The sequence below is a fragment of the Desulfocurvus thunnarius genome, from assembly GCF_055390965.1.
Genome location: NZ_AP042411.1, coordinates 1,547,271 through 1,565,775, shown reverse-complemented (window position 1 = coordinate 1,565,775; position 18,505 = coordinate 1,547,271). Strand labels below are relative to the sequence as shown.

Here is an 18,505-nt window from a genome sequence, read left to right as displayed (position 1 = left end):
CTCTCCGGTGCCAGGCCTACTCGGCGTGGCAGGCGGAACCCTTGCAGCTGGTCAGCTTCTTCTTCAGGTCCTTGTCGGCGCCAGCCTTGTCGGCGTGGCAGGACACACAGGTGGGGTGCGCGGCCTTCTTGTTGTGCATGGCCAGGTAGTACGAGTTGACGGACTTGTCCTTCTTGTCCATCACGTCGTGGCAACCGGCCGAAGCGCAGGACTGAATGGCCCCGGCGCCGTCCCAGGTGTGGTGGCACGCCTTGCAGTCGTTGGCGGTGTGGGTGCTGTGGTTGAACACCACGGGCTTCTCCGTCTTGGCCATCTTCAGGCCGTCGGCGGGCGCGTCGGCGGCGTTCACGGCGGGCAGAGCGGCGAAGCACATGACCGCAGCACTCATGAGACCCATGGAAACGAACTTCTTCATCGCGGTTTCACCTCCTCAAGTGATTGACACAGTATTCACACAGTGGGAGCCCTAGTGTACGTGGCTTGCCATGTCAAGGCAAGCCCCGCCGAAAAACGGGGACGTGGGCGGCGCGCATGCCGCTTGTGCGTCCCGGTTCCGGCGCCGGCCCAGGGGCCGCCCTTTGCCAAGCAAGATGCGCGCCAGCGCCTGGGCCGCGCGGGCTCAGGCCCCGGCCTCCCCCTCGCCCCCGGGGCCGTATTTGTCCATGTAGCCGCGCGGGGTGATCATGCGCCCGCCGTGGGCCCGGGTGCACGAGTTGCCCACGATGACGATGGACACCATGTCCGCCGCGCCGGGGTCGAACTCGCAAAGCGGCGCCACCAGGGCCGTCTGGCCCGGGCGGCAGGCCTGGCGCACGAGGCCCACGGGCGTTTCGGGGCCGCGGTGGCGGGCGATGATCTCCAGGGCCCGGGGCAGTTGCCAGTCGCGGCGGCGCGAGCGCGGGTTGTAGAGCACGACGACGAAATCCGCCGCCGCCGCATGGTCCAGGCGGGCCTCGATGCGCTCCCAGGGCGTGAGCAGATCCGACAGGCTGACGACGGCGAAGTCGTGGGTCAGCGGCGCGCCGAGCACCGCCGCCGCCGCCGCCAGGGCCGGGATGCCCGGCACGACCTCGGCGCGCACCTCGTCCAGCAGCCCGGCCTGCTCGAGCATCTCGAAGACCAGCCCGGCCATGCCGTAGACCCCGGCGTCTCCGCCGGAGACCACCGCCACCTCGCGGCCCTGGCGGGCCAGGTCGATGGCCGCGCGCACGCGGTCGAGTTCCTGGCGCATGCCGGTGACCACCACCTCCTTGCCCTCCAGCAGCGCCGGATGCACGAGGTCCATATACGTCTTGTAGCCGACCACGGCGTGGGCCCGGGTCAGGGCCGCCCAGGCCCGGGGGGAAAGGTGCGTGTCGTCGCCGGGCCCCAGCCCGACGACCGTTACCCGGCCAGGGCGACGGCCACCGTCACCTTGCCGCATTTGGTCTTCTGCACCAGCAGTTCCTTCGTCCCTGCCAGTCTCATGGCCGCTGCCTCGCATACGCCGGGTACTCCTGTTTCGCGTTCCACCCGCGCCGAGGGGTTCGGCACGGGGATGTCCTTGAGGTCGCCCGTTTCATAGAACAGGATGGCCTTGCCCAGGCGCGCGGCGGCCTCGAGCAGCCCGGCCTCGTCGCGCTTGAGGCCGATGCTGGCCAGCCCGAGCACGGCCAGGGGCGACAGCCCGGCTCCGGCCAGGGTCCGCTCCACGGCGGCCACGACCTCGCCCGCAGTCACGCCCCGGCGGCAGCCCACGCCCACGGCCAGACACGGCGGATGCAGCACCAGCTCCTGCTCCCCGGGCGCGGCCGCGCGTTCGGTGACGCGCACCCCGGGCAGCCCCGGGCGCCACGCCCCGGGCTCCGGCAGGTGTACGAAATGCCCGGGCCAGGGCTCTTCGCCCCCTTCCGCCCCGCCCCCGGCGCGCAGGCCCAGGCGGTCGTCCGGGTCGAGCACCTGCACGGGGTCGCCCGCCAGCAGGGCGATGTTCACGGCCTTGACCGCGCCGAGGTTGGCGATGGCCAGCCCGCGCTCGGCGGCCAGCACGTCCAGGGACGGCAGGTCTTCGCTGTCCGTGGCGGTGGTGACCACGGCCGTGCCCGCCGTGATGGCCGCCACCTCGCGGGCCAGGGCGTTGGCCCCGCCCAGGTGCCCGGACACGAGGCTCACGGCGAAGCGCCCGCGCTGGTCCAGGGCGACCACCGCCGGGTCTTCACCCTTGCCGCGCAGGTGCGCCGCCACGGCGCGGACCACGATGCCCGCCGCCGCCACGAACACGTGGCGGCGGTAGGCCCCGAACACCGTGCCCACGAAGGGCACCAGGGCGTCGAAGGCCGTGGCGCCGGGGTAGTCCGGCTCCAGGCGGCGGGTCACGAACAAGTCGGCCTCCAGAGCCCGGGCCAGGGCGCGGCCCAGGCGCGCCCCGGCGGGCGTCAGGGCGTAGACCGCCGTGGAAGGGCCCTGCGGGGGCGGCGCCATGTTCCCCCCGCCTCCGCCATGCGGCTCGAACATCGGCCCGGCCTACAGCTCAGCCGCTCGGGCGGCGCTCAGGTAGCGGTCGTAGTCCTCCTCGGTGTGTGCGAAGGAGGTGAATGCGCATTCATAGGCCGAGGGCGCGAGGTTCACGCCGCCCCGGCGCATCTGGGTGTAGAAGCGCGCGTAGCGCCCGGCGTCCGCCGCGCTGGCCGAGGCGAAGTCCGTCACCGGACCCTCGGAGAAGAACAGGGTGAAAAGGGACGCGATGTGGTTGATGGCGTGGGGCACGCCCTTCTCGGTCATGATGCCCCCCAGCTCGGCCACCAGGGCGGCGGTGCGCGCCTCCAGGGCCGCGTAGTCCGCCCGGGCCAGCAGGTTCAGGGTCGCCAGCCCGGCGGCCATGGCCACCGGATTGCCCGACAGCGTGCCCGCCTGGTAGACCCCGCCGCACGGCGCCACGTGCTCCATGATCTCGCGCCGCCCGCCGTAGGCGCCCACGGGGTAGCCGCCGCCGATGATCTTGCCCATGGTCGTCAGGTCCGGCGTGATGCCGAAGCGCTGCTGGGCTCCGCCCAGGGCCACGCGGAAGCCGGTGATCACCTCGTCGAAAATGAGCAGCGCGCCGTGTGCGCGGGTCAGTTCACGCAGGCCCTCCAGGAAGCCCGGCGCGGGAAGCACCAGCCCCATGTTGCCCGCCACGGGCTCCACGATTACCGCCGCGATGTCCGCTCCGCGTTCGGCGAACAGGGCGCGCACGGCCTCCAGGTCGTTGTACGGCGCAAGCAGCGTGTGGGCCACCACCTGCGCGGGCACGCCCGGGGTGCCGGGGATGGACAGGGTGGCCACCCCCGAGCCCGCCGCCGCCAGAAAGCTGTCGGCGTGGCCGTGGTAGCAGCCCGTGAACTTGACCACCAGGGTGCGGCCCGTGTAGCCGCGCGCCAGACGCAGGGCGCTCATGGTCGCCTCGGTGCCCGAGCTGACCATGCGCACCATCTCCACGCCGGGCACGGCGTCCACCACCGCCTGGGCCATGGCCACTTCCTGCGGGCAGGGCGCGCCGAAGCTGGCGCCCCGCGCCGCGGCCCCGGCCGCCGCGCGGGTGACCTCGGGGTGTGCGTAGCCCAGCAGCATCGGCCCCCAGCTCATGACCATATCGACCAGTTCGTCGCCGTCCACCGTCCGCAGCCGGGCGCCCGCCGCGCTCTCGATGAACAGCGGGTCCGCACCCACGCTGCGGCAGGCGCGCACCGGGCTGTTGACCCCGCCGGGGATCAGTTGCTGGGCCTTGGCAAACAATTCGTCGGATCGCATGTCGGGTCTCCTGTGGCTGTGGTGCGTGGTGCGTCGCTCGGGGAAGCCTGGAGAGGGGGCGGGGGGAGAACCCCTTTTGCCGCCGGGAAAAGGGGTTCTCCCCCCGGCCCCTCTCCAAGACCCTTTCCCCCACCCTTCTTTTCCCAAAATCCGCTCTTTGGGGCAGGGTGGGGCCGTGGGCGGCTAGAAATATTTCATGGAGGTCTTCTTCAACTCGCGGACGGATTCGAGGACGGCGTAGTCCGTCAGGCCCGTGGCGGCGCTGAGTTCGGCGACCACGCGGGCGTGGTCGCCGGGGGTCTGGCCGTGGATCATGGTGTAGAGCTGGTAGGTCCACTCGGGGGTGGTCCGCCGGATGTAGCAGTGCGAGATTTCCGGGCGGGCGGCCATGACCTCGCCCACGGCCTCGGCGTCGGTACCTTCGGGCAGGCGCCAGGCGACCATGGCGTTGTGGGCGTAGCCGGCCTTCTGGTGGCGCAGGGTGGCCCCGAAGCGGCGGATGGCGCCGGACTCCTTGAGCCGGGCCACCAGTTCGAGCACCTGCTCCTCGGTGGCGCCCGCTTCACGGGCGATGTCGGCAAAGGGCGTGGCGCTGTCGGGCAAGTTGCCCTGCACGCGGCGCAGGATGGCTTTTTCGGTGTCGGTGAACTGTATGGCCATGGCGTTTCCTCGGCGCTGTTCCTGGGAGTGTTGTGTCTCTTTGCCTTGCGGGCGTTTTCGCGAAAAGCCCTTCCCCGCGGGAGCGCATTTGGGGGATGAGGGGGGGAGGGTCCGGCAGAGGGGGGAGCAGGGGGTCTTTGGCGCCGGAAAAGGCTCCCTGCTCCCCCCTCCGCCGGTCTGCCTCGCGCGGCCCGCACCAGCCCTGATAGCGGACCCGGGGCCCGGATGCAAGGTTGCGTGGTGGGCGCAGGGTTTGATATTGCTTGCGGGCGCCGTCGGCGCAAGGAGAGTTCATGCGCATAGCGGTCATCGGCGCGGGAGCCTGGGGCACGGCGCTGGCCCACGTGAGTGCCGGGTGCGGACACCAGACGCGGCTTTGGGTGCGCTCGCCCGAGGTTCTGGAGTCGTTTGCCCGGGGGCAGGGCAACGCGGTCTATCTGCCCGGGGTCGAATTGGACCCGCGCATCGCGGCCACGGACGATCCGGCCTGGGCGGTGGACGGGGCGGAGCTTCTGGTCTGGGCGGTGCCCAGCCAGTTCCTGCGCGCGTCGCTGCGCGCGTTTCGGGTCCATCTGCCTGCGCGCCCGGTGGTGGTTTGCGCCAGCAAGGGCATCGAGCTGGAAACCCTGGCGCCCATGTCGCGGGTGGTGGCCGAGGAACTGGCAGGGCTCGACCCCCGGTACGCCATGCTCTCGGGGCCGTCGTTCGCGCGCGAGGTGCTGCGCGGGGTGCCCACGGCGGTGGCCCTGGGCTGCGAGGACGCGGCCCTGGGCCGCGAGGTGCGCCAGGCGCTCAGTTCCGCGCGTTTTCGCGTCTACACCAACCCGGACTGCCGGGGCGTGGAACTGGGCGGGGCGCTCAAGAACGTCATCGCCATTGCCGTGGGTTGCGCCGACGGGCTGGAGTTCGGCCACAACGCGCGCGCGGCGATCATCACCCGGGGCCTGGCGGAGATGGCCCGGCTGGGCGTGGCGCTGGGCGCGCGGGCCGAGACCTTCCAGGGGCTCGCTGGCCTGGGCGACCTGGTGCTGACCTGCACGGGCGATTTGTCGCGCAACCGGCAGGTGGGCCTGGCTCTGGGCCGGGGCCGGCGCCTGACGGACATCCTGGCCGCCACGCGCACGGTGGCCGAGGGTGTGAAGACCACGGGCAGCGTGTACCGGCTGGCCCGTGAGCTGGGCGTGCCCATGCCCATCACCGAGCAACTCCACAAGGTGCTCTACGAGGACAAGGACCCGGGCCGCGCCGTCGCCGACCTGATGACCCGGGATCTCAAGGACGAATAGCCGGGCGGGGCCTGCCGCCTTCTCCCTTTTGCACCGCGCCGCCGGGTTCGCCGGGGCGCGGCTCCCCCTTTTGACGGAAGTGTTCCATGCCCAATCTGGTGTTGATTATTCTGTTGGCGGCCTTTCCGGCCCTGTCCACGGACATGTACCTGCCCGCGCTGCCCGCGTTGCAGACGTTGTGGTCCATTTCGCCGGTCCAGGCCAATCTGTCCCTGACGGCCTTTTTCATCTGCTTCAGCTTCTTTCTGCTGGTTCACGGCCCCTTGTCGGACCGGGTGGGCCGCAGGCCGGTACTGCTGTGGGGGGTGCTCCTGTATATCGCGGGCAGCTACGCCTGCGCGGCGGCGGATTCCATCACCGTCCTGGTGGCGGCGCGGGTGCTTCAGGCCATGGGCGCGGCGGCGGCGGCGTTCCTGGCCCTGGCGCTGACCAAGGACCTGTACGAGGGCCTGGAGCGCCAGCGCATCCTGGCCATCATCGGGGTCATCGTGCCCCTGTGCCCGATGCTGGCACCGCTTCTGGGCGGTTGGATGCTTGAGGTCCTCTCGTGGCGCTGGATATTCCTGTGCCAGGGCACGTGCGCCCTGGCGGCGCTGTATGGCGGGCTGCGCCTGCGCGAGCCGGAATTCGAGCGGACCCGGGGCGGGCTGGGCGCCGTGCTGGGGCGCTATCTGGTGCTGCTGTCCAACCGGCGTTACGTGGTCTACACCCTGGCCTTCTCGGTGACGGCGGCCGGGCAGTTCGCCTTCATCGGCGGCTCGGCGGACCTGTACATCGGGGATTTCGGCCTGAGCGAGCGGGCCTTCGGCCTGGCTTTCGGGTTCAACGCCCTGGGGGTCATGGCCGGGGCGGCGGTCTGCTCGCGGCTGTGCGTGGGCATCGAGTCGCAGCGCATCCTGCGCTTTTCGCTGCTGGGCATCCTGGCGGGCGCGGCGGGCATCCTGCTCGGCGGCGCGGCCACCCCGGTGGCCTTCGCAGTGCCCATGTTCGTCATGTCGTTCTTCCTGGGCATGAGCCGCCCGCTGGCGAACCACATGACCCTGGAGCAGGTGAGCACCGACGTGGGCGCGGCCTCGGCGGTGATGACCTTCACCATGTTCCTGGTGGCCGGGCTGGCCATGCAGGCGGTGTCCCTGGAACTGGTGCCCCGCCCGGTGCTCATCGGCACCCTGGGCGTGGCCGGGTCCATGGTGCCCATGGTCACCCTGGCCCTGCTCGGCCGCCGGGGCCGCAAGGCATAAAGGCGCGCGGCGGGGCCCCGCCCGAAAACGGACGGGGTTTGCGTCTCACGGATGCGCAACAAACGGGGTTGTGTCTCACGAAACGCATTTCGTGAGACACAACCCCGCTTGCGTGGCCCGGGCGGGGCGCGAAAGCGCTACGCGGGCAGGAACTGGGCCCAGAGCTGGCGGGTGCGCGGGCCGTCCCATTCGCAGAAGTAGAGGCCCTGCCAGGTGCCCAGGCGCACGCGGCCGCCGGAGACGATGCACGGCAGGGCCGGGCCGAAGAGGCTGGTCTTGACGTGGGCGTCGGAGTTGCCCTCGGCGTGGCGGTAGTCGCCCTCGCGCGGCACCAGGGCGTTCATGGTCGCGGTCACGTCGCGGGCCACGTCGGGGTCGGCGGCCTCGTTGACCGTCAGCGCCCCGGTGGTGTGCGGGCACCACAGCAGCAGCGCGCCCTCGGCCCAGCCCCGCTGGCGGACCAGTTCCTGGACCTGGGCGGTGATGTCCACCATCTGGGTGCGGGCGTTGGTGACGATGGTGAGCTGGTCCATGGCGGGCTCCTTATTCGGGCCGCTCGGCGGCGACGATGAACACGGGGTTGTGGGCCTCCAGGCGCGTGCCGCCCGCCAGCCCGCCGGACTGCGCGGCGGACACCAGGGTCACCTCGCAGGGCCAGCCGCGCCGGGCGAAGAAGGCTTCGGCCAGCGCCAGGGACTCGAGCAGCACCACGTTGGCCACCAGCCGCCCGCCCGGGCGCAGCCGCGCGCAGGCGGCTTCCAGCAGGGCCGTGCCGCCCAGCAGCCCGCCGCCCACGAAAATCCGGTCCGGGTCGGGCAGTTCGTCCAGGCAGGCCGGGGCCGTGCCGTGCAGCACCTCGACTAGGAAGGCCCCGGTACGCAGCACATTGGCACGGATCATGCCCACGCGGTCGGCGTTTTTTTCCACGGCATGGACCCGCCCGCGCCAGCACAGGGCCGAGGCCTCGATGCCCACCGCGCCGCAGCCCGCGCCCAGGTCCCAGACCACGGACTCCGGGCGCAGGCGCAGGGCCGCCAGGGCCGCCGCGCGTACGGGTGCTTTGGTGATCAGGTTGCCCTCGCGGCAGTAGCCTTCGTCGGGCAGGCCCAGGCCCAGGGGCAGCTCCGGCGTGCCCACGCGCTCCAGGAGCACCAGGTTGCGTTTGGAAAAGCTCGTGCGCCCGGCTTCTTCCAGGCTGAAGCGCCGCACGCGTTCGGACTCGCTCTCCAGGTCTTCCAGCACCCACATCAAAAAGAGGGGGCCGCATTTGTCCAGGATGCTCTGGGCGATGGCCGAGGGCACGCTGCGCCCGTCGGTGAACACGGCCACCCAGTCGCGCGTATGCAGCGCCGAGAACAGCGGGCCGTAGTCGTCGCGCCCGTGCAGGGACACGGCGGCCACGTCCTGCCAGGGGATTTTGACCTTGGCTGCGGCGGCCTGCAACGTGCTCACGCCGGGGTAGATGCGCAGGATCTCCGGGCCCAGGCGGTCGATGAGCGTGGCCCCGATGCCGTAGAACAGCGGGTCGCCGTCGGCCAGGACCACCACCATCCGCCCGTCGGCGTGGGCGTCGGCAAGGTGCTCGATCACCGCGTCCAGGGGGCTGGTCACGGGCAGTTTTTCAGCGGGGTGGTCCTCGAAGTGGTCCAGGATGTCCCGCCCCGCGCAGAGCAGCTCGGCGTGTTCGATGAGGCCCTGGGAGTGCTCGGGCAGGTTGTCGGGGTCCTGACCCAGGCCGACGACGTGGATGGTCATGGTCCGCTTTCTCCTTGGATTGCGCAGAGCAGGCCGCCGTCGAAAGCGTAGACCCGCAGGGCGATGGCCGGAATGGGCCGGGCCGGGCCCCCGGCGTGGCGCCGGGCGGCGGCCAGGGCCCGCGCGGCCACCTGGGCGATGATAGCATCCTTTGCCGGATCGGCCAAAACCATTTCCAGCACATGGCGCGCGGTGACCGCGCGGCGCACGGCGGCCACCGCCCCGGGCGCGAGCCCGGCCCCGGCGCACCAGCGCGCCAGTGCGTCGAAGTCCAGCGCCGCCGTGTGGGCGTGGGTGTACTCGTGGCCCTGGGCCATCTTGACCAGCTTGCCGAAATAGCAGCCCACGGTGACGCGGGCGAAGCCGCGCTCTGCCGCGCCGGACAGGGCCAGGGCGAAGAAATCCGCGAACTGCACGAAGGCCAGGGGCGGCAGCCCGGGCAGGTCGGCCCGCAGCAGGGCCTCGGTGCGCCCGCCCGTGGCCAGGGCCGCGTGGTCCAGCCCCTGGGCCCGGGCCACGTCCAGCCCCTGGAGCACCGTCGCCGCCCAGGACTCGTGGCTGAACGGCCGGACCGTGCCGCGCGTGCCCAGGATGGACACCCCGCCGACGATGCCCAGGCGGGCGTTCATGGTTTTTGCGGCGATTTCCTCGCCGTCCGGCACCTCCACCGTCACCCGGGCCGCGCCCCGGAAGCGGGCCGCGTCCAGGGCCTCGGCCACGGCGCGACGGATCTGCGCGCGCGGGGCGGGGTTGATGGCCGGTTCCCCGGGCGGCACGGGCAGGCCCGGCAGGGTCACGCGGCCCACCCCGCGCCCGCCCAGAAGCTCCACCGCCCCGGGCCGCCCGTCCGGGTCCAGGGTCACCACGGCCTCCACGGCCCGGCCGTGGGTGGCGTCGGGGTCGTCGCCGCCGTCCTTGATGACGCGGGCGCGGGCGCCGCCGCCCTCGGGCAGCACGGCGGCCACGGGCACCATGAGCCGCCCGCCCGGGGGCAGGGGCGTGTCCATCCGCGCGGGGGCCGCCCCGGTGGCCAGCCACAGGGCCGCGGCCTTGGCGGCGGCCGCCGCCGCCGTGCCGGTGGTGAAGCCCTCGCGCAGCGGGCGGGTCACGGCGCGCCCTCCCAGGCCCGGCAGGCCGCCACCAGGGCCGGGGCCACGTCGGGGTTCGAGGCGAAATGGGCGTGGATGTACGTGCCCAGGGCGTTGCCCACGGCGAAGCCCTCGGCCTGGTCCGTCCAGCCTTCGCGGGCGCGCACGCGGTAGAGCAGGCGCGGCGGGTCGGCGTCGTCCGCGGCCGCGCCCTCCGGCGGGCCCGCGAGGTGCGAATAATGGAACTCGTGGCCGCGCAGCATGGTCCAGGCCGGGCCGAGGATGCCTGCCTCGCGCGTGACCACCTCGCGGTAGCCCAGGGCGCTGCGCCGCGTGGCCATGGCCGCGTGCAGCGGGAAGACGCCGCACATGGCATGCCGCGCGCCCGAGGCGTCGGCGAGGCTGCGCATGAGGTACATGAACCCGCCGCACTCGGCGTAGACCGGCGCGCCCGCCGCCGCCAGGGCGCGCACGGCCCGGCGCATGGATTCGCCCGCCGCCAGACGCGCGGCGTGCAGCTCGGGGTAGCCGCCGCCGAGGTACAGCCCGCGCAGCCCCGGGGGCAACCCGGCGTCGGCCAGGGGCGAGAAGGGCACGAGTTGCGCCCCGGCGGCCTCCAGCAGGCGCAGGTTCTCGGCGTAATAGAAGCAGAAGGCCGCGTCGCGGGCCACGCCGATGCGCACCCGGGAGGGGCGGGGGGAAGCGGGCGCCGGGGCGGCGCCGGGCACGGGGGTGGAACCGGAAGAGGGCGTGGGGGCGTTGTCTGTTCCACCGGGGTCGCCCGGGGTGCCCGGATGGTCCGGCCCGCCTTGGTCGGGCGGAGCGTTTCCGGCGCCCGTGGCGCTCCGGGGTGCCCCGCCGTCGTCGCGGTGGGGCGTCGCCCCGATGCCCGGGGCGGGCGGCGCCGGGAGTTCCAGTTCCGCCGCCAGGGCCAGCACGCGGCCCACGTTGCATCCGGCCAGCATCCAGTCCGCCAGCCGGGCCACGGCCCCGTGGTCCAGGCCGTGGTCCTGCGCCGTGACCAGCCCCAGGTGCCGCGAGGGCAGGGCCAGGGCCTCGTCGCGGCCCAGCAGCCCGAGCACGGGCACCTGCGGCAGGGCCGTGGCCATGGCCTGCTCCAGAAGTTCGCGGTGCCGCGCCGAGCCCACGCGGTTGAAAAGCACCCCGGCCAGCCGCAGCTCCGGGTCGAATCCCGCGAATCCCGCCACCACCGCCGCCGCGCTGCGGGCCATGCTGCGCGCGTCCACCACCAGCAGCACCGGCGCGTTCAGCCACTTGGCGAGTTGCGCCGTGGAGCCGTCCTCCCCCGCGCCGTCGGCGCCGTCGAACAGGCCCATGACGCCTTCGACCACGGCCGCGTCCGCCCCCGCCGCGTGGCGGGCGAAAACCTCGCGCACCCCGGCTTCGCCCATCATCCAGCCGTCCAGGTTCTGCCCGGCCCGGCCCGTGACCAGCTCGTGGTATCCGGGATCGATGAAATCCGGCCCGGCCTTGAACGGCTGCACCGTCAGCCCCCGGCGGCGGAGGGCCGCCATCAGCGCCAGGGCGGCCGTGGTCTTGCCGCACCCGCTGTGCGTTCCGGCGACGACGATGGTTCGGGGCATGGGCGTGCGGGGTTGGGGGTTGATACGGGGCGAGGGGAAAGGGCCTCACGCCCCGGCCCTGTGCCCTCTCCGGCATGTGTCCGCGAGGGCCTGGGCCGGGTCATGGTCGGGCAAACGGGGCGAAAGTGCAAGGGCGGGGTGGGAAGCGCGGCTCCGCGACCTTGCCAGCCCCGGCCCGGGGCGGTAAGACCGGGGCGTGGACGAACGCGAGAGCATACGGGAGCTGCGGCGCATTCCGGGCGTGGGGCCGCGCATGGCGGAGGATTTGCTGCGCCTGGGCTACGGGCGCGTGGCCGAACTGGCCGGGGCGGACCCGCAGGAGATGTACGAGCGGCTCATGGCCCTGGAAGGATGCCATGTGGACCGTTGCGTGCTCTACGTGTTCCGCTGCGCGCGGTATTTCGCGCGCACCGAGGGCCGGGCCCGCGACCCGGAGCTTTTGAAATGGTGGAACTGGAAGGACGGGCGGTGAGCGGATATTTCGAGGACGCGGGGCGGCGGGTGCTGGCCGGGCAGGCCCTGGGGCGGGACGAGGCCATGGAGCTGGGGCGGCGCGTGGGCGCGCTTCCGGCGCAGGGCGGCGAGGCGGCCCGGGCGCTGCTGGACGCGGCCCGGCAGGTCAAGGAGCGCCACTTCGGCCCGCGCATCGGGCTGTGCTCCATCGTCAACGCCCGCTCGGGCTCCTGCTCCGAGAACTGCGCCTTCTGCGCCCAGTCGGCGCATCACCACGCCCGCCGGCGCGGCGCCTGCCGCGAGTATCCGTTCATCGGCCTGGAGGCCATCGTCCAGGCCGCCCGGGCGGCCCGCGAGGCCGGAGCCACGCGTTTCGGCATCGTCACCAGCGGCAAGGCCCTGGGCGGTGCCGATTTCCAGGAGCTGCTGCGCGCCGTGGCCGCCGTGCGCGGGCTGGGGCTGTTCGCCGACGCCTCGGTGGGCATCCTGCCCCGGCGGAGCCTGGAAGCCCTGCGCGACGCCGGGCTCGGGGCCTACCACCACAACCTGGAAACCGCGCGCAGCTTCTTCGGGCGCATCTGCACCACCCACGCCTACGACGACGACGTGGACACCGTGCGCCACGCCGTGGACCTGGGGCTGTATGTCTGTTCCGGCGGGCTGTTCGGCCTGGGCGAGGGTTGGGAGCACCGTGTGGAGTTGGCCCTGGAACTGCGCGCCCTGGGCGTGCCCTCCGTGCCGGTGAATTTCCTGACGCCCATCCCGGGCACGCCCCTGGAGGGCCGGGCCCTGCTGCCCGCCGACGAGGCCCTGCGCATCGTGGCCCTGCTGCGGCTCCTGCTGCCCGACCGGCATATCCGCATCTGCGGCGGGCGGCCCGCCGTGCTGGGCGCGCGCAAGGCCGAACTGCTGACCTGCGGGGCCAGCGGCATCATGGTCGGCGACTACCTGACCACCCCCGGCGAATCCGTGGCCGCGGACCTTGCGGACCTGGAACGCCTGGGGCTCGTGCCGGAACCCGCGCCTCCTGCATCCTGAGCGTCGTCTCCCCCTGGTTCTCCGGCGGCTCCGTTCTCCTTGCAAGGCCCCTGTGGGGGTTGACTCCCGGCCCGGCGCGGCCTACTTGAGGAATCCCCGCGAGGGGCAACGTACCACAGGAGAATCCCCATGTCCGACCTGATGATCAGCGCCGTGGCCGACGTGGCCGAGGTGATGAAATTCGAGAACTGGCTGCGCTTCTACTTCGTCAAGGAAGAGGAGGGCGAGGCCGTGCGCATCGAGATTCCCGCCGAGATCATGGAGCACCTTAAGAAGACCCAGGAGCACCTGGCCGGGCTGGCCGAACAGTACAACGGCGAGCTGGTGGACTACCAGAAATCCTGCACCGACACCTGCGCGCACGTGGCCCTGGTCTACGACGGCAACAAGTATCCCCCCGGCACGGTGACCAGCGTGTGGGACACCAAGGCCCTGAAGCTCGAAATGTATCTCTTCGGCCTGTGGATGCAGGGCCACGAGGCCCAGCTCGACGAGGAGTTCATGGACTTCCCGGCCTGGATGTCCGGCTTCGAGCAGTGGAAGAACACCGCCGAGGTCCAGGACTACCTGGACCGCCTGACCGACGTGGGCCAGCGCGCGAACCAGTAGGCCTTTCCTGCCGTCTTTGTTTCCACCCCGGGGCGGGGCTTCGGCTCCGCCCTTCTTTCCCGCATTTTCCTCTTCTCCCTCCCTGTGCGCCTCCTCCGGTTGACAAGCGCCGGGCTTTGGCGTTTGTTTTCAAGTTTGCGCAACAGCAAGGAGGCACAGGGGCATGGACGACATCCGCAGGGTGCGGCCCGAGGTCGAGGGTTTCGAGGCGTACACGCCGGGGCTGACCATCGACGAGATCAAGGCCCGCTACGGCCTGGATTCGGTGATCAAGATGGCCTCCAACGAGAATCCGCTGGGCACCTCGCCGGTCGTCCGGCAGGTGCTGTGCGACAAAGCGGGCCTGGCCTTCCGCTATGCCCAGGCGGGCACGCCCCGGCTGGCGGCGGCCATCGGCGCGCATCACGGCCTGCCCGCCGGGCGGGTGGTGGTCGGCAACGGCTCCGACGAGATCATCGACCTGCTCGTCCGCGTCAAGGCCCGCCCGGGGCATGACAACATCATCGCCTTCAAGCCGTGCTTCGCCATGTACAAGATCCAGGCCCGGCTGTGCGGGGTGGAGTTCCGCCAGGCGCCCCTGGGCCCGGGCTTCAGCTTCGACCCCGACGCCCTGCTGGCCCTGGCGGACGACGACACGGCCATCTGTTTCGTGACCACGCCGGACAATCCCTCGGGCTACGCCCCGCCGGTGGCCATGCTTGAGCGGCTGGCCCGCGAGCTGCCGCCGCAGTGCCTGCTGGTGCTCGACGAGGCCTATATGGATTTCGTGGAGTGCGAACGCGAGCATTCCCTGCTGCCCCGGCTGGAGGAATTCCCCAACGTGGCTGTGCTGCGCACCTTCTCCAAGCTGTACGGTCTGGCCGGGCTGCGCCTGGGCTACGGGCTGCTGCCCGAGTGGCTTGCAGACTACTGCCTGCGGGTCAAGCCGCCGTTTTCGGTGAATATCCTGGCCGAGGAGGCCGGGCTGGCGGCCCTGCGGGACGGGGATTTCATCCGCGCCACGCGCGAGGCCGTGCTTCGGGGCCGGGAGTATCTGGCCCGCGAGCTGGGCGCCCTGGGCTGCCGGGTCTGGCCGTCCCAGGCCAACTTCTTCATCATGGACCTGCCCGGGGGCGCGGCGCTGGACGCCGGGGGCGTCTTCGAGGCGCTGCTCGCGCGCGGCATCATCCTGCGACCCCTGGCCAGCTACGGCATGGCGGCGTCCCTGCGCGTGAGCGTGGGCAACGCGCAGGAGAACGCGGCCCTGGTGCGTGCCCTGGCCGAGGTGCTGGCATGAGCGCGCCGCGCGTGGTGACCCTGGACGGCCCGGCGGGCGTGGGCAAGACGACCCTGGCCCGGCGCGTGGCCGAGGCCCTGGGGCTGGCCTATCTGGATACGGGGGCCATGTACCGCGCCACGGCCCTGGCCCTGGGCCCCGGAGCCCGCGACCTGCCCGAGGCCGCACTGCGCGCGCGGCTGGCCGGGCTGGATTTCAGCCTGACGGGCAGCGGCGCGGCCTCGATGCTGCACCTGAACGGGCGGCCCGTGGGCGACGAAATCCGCACCGAGCAGGTGGGCATGCTGGCCTCGGACGTGGCGACGCTGCCGGTGGTGCGCGAGTTCCTGATGGCGGCCCAGCGCGCCGTGGGCCGGGCCACGGCCCTGGTCGCCGAGGGCCGCGACATGGGCACGGTGGTCTTCCCCGAGGCGGCGCACAAGGTGTTCCTGGACGCGGCGCCCGAAGTCCGCGCCCGGCGGCGCTGCGAGCAGCTCCGGGCCATGGGCGCCCCGGCGGACCTGGCCCTCGTCACCGAGCAGATCCGCGCCCGCGACCATCAGGACCGCAACCGCGCCGTGGCCCCCCTGCGCCCCGCGCCCGACGCCGTGGTCATCGACACCGGCGCCCTGGACATCGACGGCGTGTTCGCGGCCATTCTGGCCGCCCTGGGCCGGGCCTGAATCCGGGCTGAATCCGGGCCCGAACCTGAATCCGAGCCAGGGTTGCCTCCCGGGCCGTTCCCCGGGGGGCTGTTCCCGGAGAAAGGGCTCGCCGCTCCGGCTCCCGGTGCGGTTTTTCCACGAAAAGTGCGGACGTTTCAGGCGCTCCGCGGCGCGCCCCTTGACGCGGCGCGGCGCGGGCACTATCCTTTTCTGCAAATGATTTTCAAACTCAGCCAGGCGCTCCCGGCCCCGGGGGCGCCTCTGCGAGGACGACAATGAACAATTTCGCCGATCTGGCCCTGGTGCTGGTCATTGTGGCCGTTGCGGGGGTATACCTGTATCGCCGCCTGAAAAAGCAGAAGCAGGGCGGCGGGTGCGGCTGCGGCTGCGACGGCTGCGGCGATTCCTGTCCGAGCGGCGGCCAGCCGGAAGGTCGGCCCCTGGAAGACCACCGCCGCCGCGACTAGCCCCGCACAGGGCCGCAAGGGAGGTTCCATGAGCGACGACAAGCCCTCCACGAAGCGCCTGATGGCGCCCGTGGAAGGGATGCACTGCGCGGCGTGCTCCGCGCGCATCGAGCGCGTGGTGGGTGCCATGGACGGCGTGCGCGAGGTCAGCGTCAACCTGGCCAGCGAGACCATGGACCTGGCCTACGACCCCGAGGCCCTGAGCCCCGAGGCCGTGGCCCGGCGCGTGGCCGACCTGGGCTTCACCGTGACCATGCCCCCCGTGCCCGCCGGGAGCTCCGAAGGCCCGGACGACTCGCCCGGCGAGGAGGTTCTGGACGTGGCCATCGGCGGCATGCACTGCGCGGCGTGCTCCGCGCGCATCGAGCGCGTGGTCGGCGCCATGGACGGCGTGCTCGCCGCCGAGGTCAGCCTCGCGGGGGAGACGGGCCGTTTCCGCTTCGAGCCCGACCGGGTGTCGCGCCGCGACATCCGCGCCAAGATCCGCGAGCTGGGCTTCGAGTCGCGCGTCGTGACCCCCGGGGCCGGGCCGGACCTGTTCGAGGAGCGCCGCCGCGAGGCCCTGGCCCGGCTGGAGGCCGCCCGGCGGCGCCTGATCCCGGCCTTTGCCTTTGCCGCGCCGCTGCTGGTGCTCTCCATGGGCCACATGGCCGGGCTGCCCCTGCCCGCGTGGCTCGACCCCATGCACAACCCCCTGGGCTTCGCCCTGGCCCAACTGGCCCTGACCCTGCCGGTGGTCTGGTCCGGTCGCCATTTCTACCTGCGCGGGCTGCCGAACCTCTGGCGCCGCCAGCCGGACATGGACTCCCTGGTGGCCGTGGGCACCGGCGCGGCCCTGCTGCACAGCCTGTGGGCCACCCTGCTGGTGGCCCTGGGGGTGGACCCGCAGGTCCACGCCATGGATCTCTATTACGAGTCCGCGGCGGTGCTCATCGCCATGATCTCCCTGGGCAAGTATTTCGAGGCCCGCTCGCGGCTGCGCACGTCCGACGCCATCCGCGCGCTGATGCGCCTTGCGCCGGACACGGCGACCCTGGTCGGCCCGGACGGCGAACACACCACCGTGGCCCTGGACGAGGTGGAACCCGGAGACGTGGTGCTGGTGCGCCCCGGGGAGCGCGTGCCCGTGGACGGCGAGGTGACGGCGGGCGGCAGCGCGGTGGACGAGTCCATGCTCACCGGCGAGCCCCTGCCCGTGACCAAGAACCCCGGCGACGCCGTGACCGGCGGCACCATGAACACCACCGGCGCGCTGACCGTGCGCGCCGCCCGCGTCGGCCAGGATACCGTGCTGGCGCGCATCATCCGGCTGGTGCAGCAGGCCCAGGGCTCCAAGGCGCCCATCTCCGGGCTGGCCGACCGCATCAGCTTCCATTTCGTGCCCGCCGTCATCGCCGTGGCCATCGTCTCCGGGCTGGCCTGGCTGGCGGGCACGGGCGACACCGCCCTGGCCCTGCGCATCTTCATCGCCGTGCTGGTCATCGCCTGCCCCTGTGCCATGGGGCTGGCCACGCCCATGTCCATCATGGTCGGCACCGGGCGCGGCGCGCAGCTCGGCGTGCTGGTCAAGAGCGGCGCGGCGTTGCAGACGGCCGAGTCCGTACGCGCCGTGGTTTTCGACAAGACCGGCACCCTGACCCACGGCCACCCGGTGCTTACGGACCTGACGGTCCTGCCCGGCGGGGCCCACGGCGAGGAGCGCCTGCTGGCCCTGGCCGCCGGGGTGGAGCGCACCTCGGAGCATCCCCTGGCCCAGGCCGTTGTCCATGCCGCCCAGGAGCGCGGGCTGACCCTGCCCGAGCCCGGGGCCTTCCGGGCCCTGGCCGGGCGCGGCGTGGCCGCCACGGTGGACGGCCACGCCCTGCTGCTGGGCAACGCCGCGCTGATGGACGAGCACGACGTGGCCGGGCGCGATGCGCCCGCCGCCGTGCGTGCCGCCGAAGATCTCTCCGCCCAGGGCAAGACCGCCCTGTATCTGGCGCTCGACGGGCGGTTGGCAGCGCTTTTAGCCGTGGCCGACACCCTGCGGCCCGAGGCGCCCGCCGTGGTGGCGCGCCTGCGGGCCCTGGGGCTGCGCGTGGTCATGCTCACGGGCGACAACGGCGTCACGGCCCGGGCCGTGGCCGCCCAGGCGGGCATCGACGAGGTGCTGGCCCAGGTCCGCCCCGAGGACAAGGAAGCCCGCGTGCGCGAAATCCAGGCCCAGGGGCTGCCCGTGGCCATGGTCGGCGACGGCATCAACGACGCCCCGGCCCTGGCGCGGGCCGACCTGGGCGTGGCCATGGGCTCGGGCATCGACGTGGCCGTGGAATCCGGCGACGTGGTGCTCATGCACGCCGACCTGTACGGCGTGCTCACGGCCCTGGAGCTCGCCCGGGCCACCATGGGCAACATCCGCCAGAACCTCTTCTGGGCCTTTGCCTTCAACACCCTGGGCATCCCCGTGGCCGCCGGGGTGCTGCACCTCTTCGGCGGCCCGACCCTGAACCCCATGCTCGCGGGCACGGCCATGGCCCTGTCGTCGGTGACGGTGGTCAGCAACGCCTTGCGCCTGCGCCTGTTCCGGCCCTCGGCGCATTGAGGCCCGGGCGCCCCGGGCGCTTTGAAAAACGGGCG

18 protein-coding genes are annotated in these 18,505 nt (G+C 72.5%); 9 read left to right on the top strand and 9 right to left on the bottom strand.

Going from position 1 to position 18,505, the window contains the following annotated elements; translation table 11 throughout:
- Positions 1 to 16: 16 nt before the first annotated feature.
- From ACZ5KV_RS06700 to ahbB, 5 genes are all read right to left on the bottom strand, one after another.
- Positions 17 to 415, bottom strand: coding sequence for a cytochrome c3 family protein (locus tag ACZ5KV_RS06700; RefSeq protein WP_464241572.1), 399 nt, complete (start codon positions 413 to 415; stop codon positions 17 to 19).
- A gap of 204 nt (positions 416 to 619) precedes the next feature.
- Positions 620 to 1,423 carry a precorrin-3B C(17)-methyltransferase gene (gene cobJ / locus ACZ5KV_RS06695; protein ID WP_464241571.1) on the bottom strand — a complete coding sequence of 268 codons (804 nt, stop codon included), beginning with the start codon at positions 1,421 to 1,423 and terminating at the stop codon, positions 620 to 622.
- The gene (locus ACZ5KV_RS06690) at positions 1,384 to 2,460 is read right to left on the bottom strand and encodes a cobalt-precorrin 5A hydrolase (RefSeq protein ID WP_464241570.1); all 1,077 of its coding nucleotides are present in this window, start codon (positions 2,458 to 2,460) and stop codon (positions 1,384 to 1,386) included. The genes cobJ and ACZ5KV_RS06690 overlap by 40 nt, the downstream gene beginning before the upstream one ends.
- Positions 2,461 to 2,502: 42 nt before the next feature.
- Positions 2,503 to 3,768: a glutamate-1-semialdehyde 2,1-aminomutase gene (gene hemL, locus ACZ5KV_RS06685; RefSeq protein WP_464241569.1), complete on the bottom strand. Its 1,266-nt coding sequence runs from the start codon at positions 3,766 to 3,768 to the stop codon at positions 2,503 to 2,505.
- A 183-nt stretch (positions 3,769 to 3,951) separates the two neighbouring features.
- Positions 3,952 to 4,428, bottom strand: coding sequence for a siroheme decarboxylase subunit beta (gene ahbB / locus ACZ5KV_RS06680; protein WP_464241568.1), 477 nt, complete (start codon positions 4,426 to 4,428; stop codon positions 3,952 to 3,954).
- 293 nt (positions 4,429 to 4,721) lie between these two features.
- On the opposite strand from ahbB, the gene ACZ5KV_RS06675 reads away from it, so the two are divergent.
- Together ACZ5KV_RS06675 and ACZ5KV_RS06670 are read left to right on the top strand one after the other, a co-directional pair.
- A complete protein-coding gene (locus ACZ5KV_RS06675) occupies positions 4,722 to 5,714 on the top strand; it encodes an NAD(P)H-dependent glycerol-3-phosphate dehydrogenase (protein ID WP_464241567.1) in 993 nt (330 codons plus the stop codon).
- A gap of 86 nt (positions 5,715 to 5,800) precedes the next feature.
- A complete protein-coding gene (locus tag ACZ5KV_RS06670; RefSeq protein WP_464241566.1) occupies positions 5,801 to 6,955 on the top strand; it encodes a Bcr/CflA family efflux MFS transporter in 1,155 nt (384 codons plus the stop codon).
- Positions 6,956 to 7,092: 137 nt separating this feature from the next.
- Here ACZ5KV_RS06670 and ACZ5KV_RS06665 read toward each other — a convergent pair whose 3' ends face one another.
- From ACZ5KV_RS06665 to ACZ5KV_RS06650, 4 genes are read right to left on the bottom strand one after another with little or no spacing between them, the layout of a single operon-like run.
- Positions 7,093 to 7,488, bottom strand: a complete 396-nt coding sequence (locus ACZ5KV_RS06665; RefSeq protein ID WP_464241565.1) for a secondary thiamine-phosphate synthase enzyme YjbQ — start codon at positions 7,486 to 7,488, stop codon at positions 7,093 to 7,095.
- 10 nt (positions 7,489 to 7,498) lie between these two features.
- The gene (gene cbiE / locus ACZ5KV_RS06660; RefSeq protein WP_464241564.1) at positions 7,499 to 8,710 is read right to left on the bottom strand and encodes a precorrin-6y C5,15-methyltransferase (decarboxylating) subunit CbiE; all 1,212 of its coding nucleotides are present in this window, start codon (positions 8,708 to 8,710) and stop codon (positions 7,499 to 7,501) included.
- On the bottom strand, positions 8,707 to 9,819 hold the full coding sequence (gene cbiD / locus ACZ5KV_RS06655) for a cobalt-precorrin-5B (C(1))-methyltransferase CbiD (RefSeq protein ID WP_464241563.1): 1,113 nt from the start codon (positions 9,817 to 9,819) through the stop codon (positions 8,707 to 8,709). Before cbiD ends, cbiE begins: the two co-directional genes overlap by 4 nt.
- Positions 9,816 to 11,402: a cobyrinate a,c-diamide synthase gene (locus ACZ5KV_RS06650; protein ID WP_464241562.1), complete on the bottom strand. Its 1,587-nt coding sequence runs from the start codon at positions 11,400 to 11,402 to the stop codon at positions 9,816 to 9,818. Before ACZ5KV_RS06650 ends, cbiD begins: the two co-directional genes overlap by 4 nt.
- 196 nt (positions 11,403 to 11,598) lie before the next feature.
- On the opposite strand from ACZ5KV_RS06650, the gene ACZ5KV_RS06645 reads away from it, so the two are divergent.
- The 7 genes from ACZ5KV_RS06645 (at position 11,599) to ACZ5KV_RS06615 (ending at position 18,470) form a co-directional block, all read left to right on the top strand.
- The gene (locus ACZ5KV_RS06645) at positions 11,599 to 11,874 is read left to right on the top strand and encodes a helix-hairpin-helix domain-containing protein (RefSeq protein ID WP_464241561.1); all 276 of its coding nucleotides are present in this window, start codon (positions 11,599 to 11,601) and stop codon (positions 11,872 to 11,874) included.
- Positions 11,847 to 12,893 (top strand): biotin synthase BioB, encoded by a 1,047-nt coding sequence (gene bioB / locus ACZ5KV_RS06640; protein WP_464241560.1) that lies wholly within the window; start codon positions 11,847 to 11,849, stop codon positions 12,891 to 12,893. The genes ACZ5KV_RS06645 and bioB overlap by 28 nt, the downstream gene beginning before the upstream one ends.
- 129 nt (positions 12,894 to 13,022) lie before the next feature.
- Positions 13,023 to 13,502 carry a hypothetical protein gene (locus tag ACZ5KV_RS06635; RefSeq protein WP_464241559.1) on the top strand — a complete coding sequence of 160 codons (480 nt, stop codon included), beginning with the start codon at positions 13,023 to 13,025 and terminating at the stop codon, positions 13,500 to 13,502.
- A 163-nt stretch (positions 13,503 to 13,665) separates the two neighbouring features.
- Positions 13,666 to 14,778, top strand: coding sequence for a histidinol-phosphate transaminase (hisC, locus tag ACZ5KV_RS06630; protein WP_464241558.1), 1,113 nt, complete (start codon positions 13,666 to 13,668; stop codon positions 14,776 to 14,778).
- Positions 14,775 to 15,440, top strand: a complete 666-nt coding sequence (gene cmk, locus ACZ5KV_RS06625; RefSeq protein ID WP_464241557.1) for a (d)CMP kinase — start codon at positions 14,775 to 14,777, stop codon at positions 15,438 to 15,440. The genes hisC and cmk overlap by 4 nt, the downstream gene beginning before the upstream one ends.
- 257 nt (positions 15,441 to 15,697) lie before the next feature.
- A complete protein-coding gene (locus ACZ5KV_RS06620; RefSeq protein WP_464241556.1) occupies positions 15,698 to 15,889 on the top strand; it encodes a FeoB-associated Cys-rich membrane protein in 192 nt (63 codons plus the stop codon).
- Positions 15,890 to 15,917: 28 nt separating this feature from the next.
- Positions 15,918 to 18,470: a heavy metal translocating P-type ATPase gene (locus ACZ5KV_RS06615; protein ID WP_464241555.1), complete on the top strand. Its 2,553-nt coding sequence runs from the start codon at positions 15,918 to 15,920 to the stop codon at positions 18,468 to 18,470.
- The last annotated feature ends 35 nt before the right edge of the window (positions 18,471 to 18,505 follow it).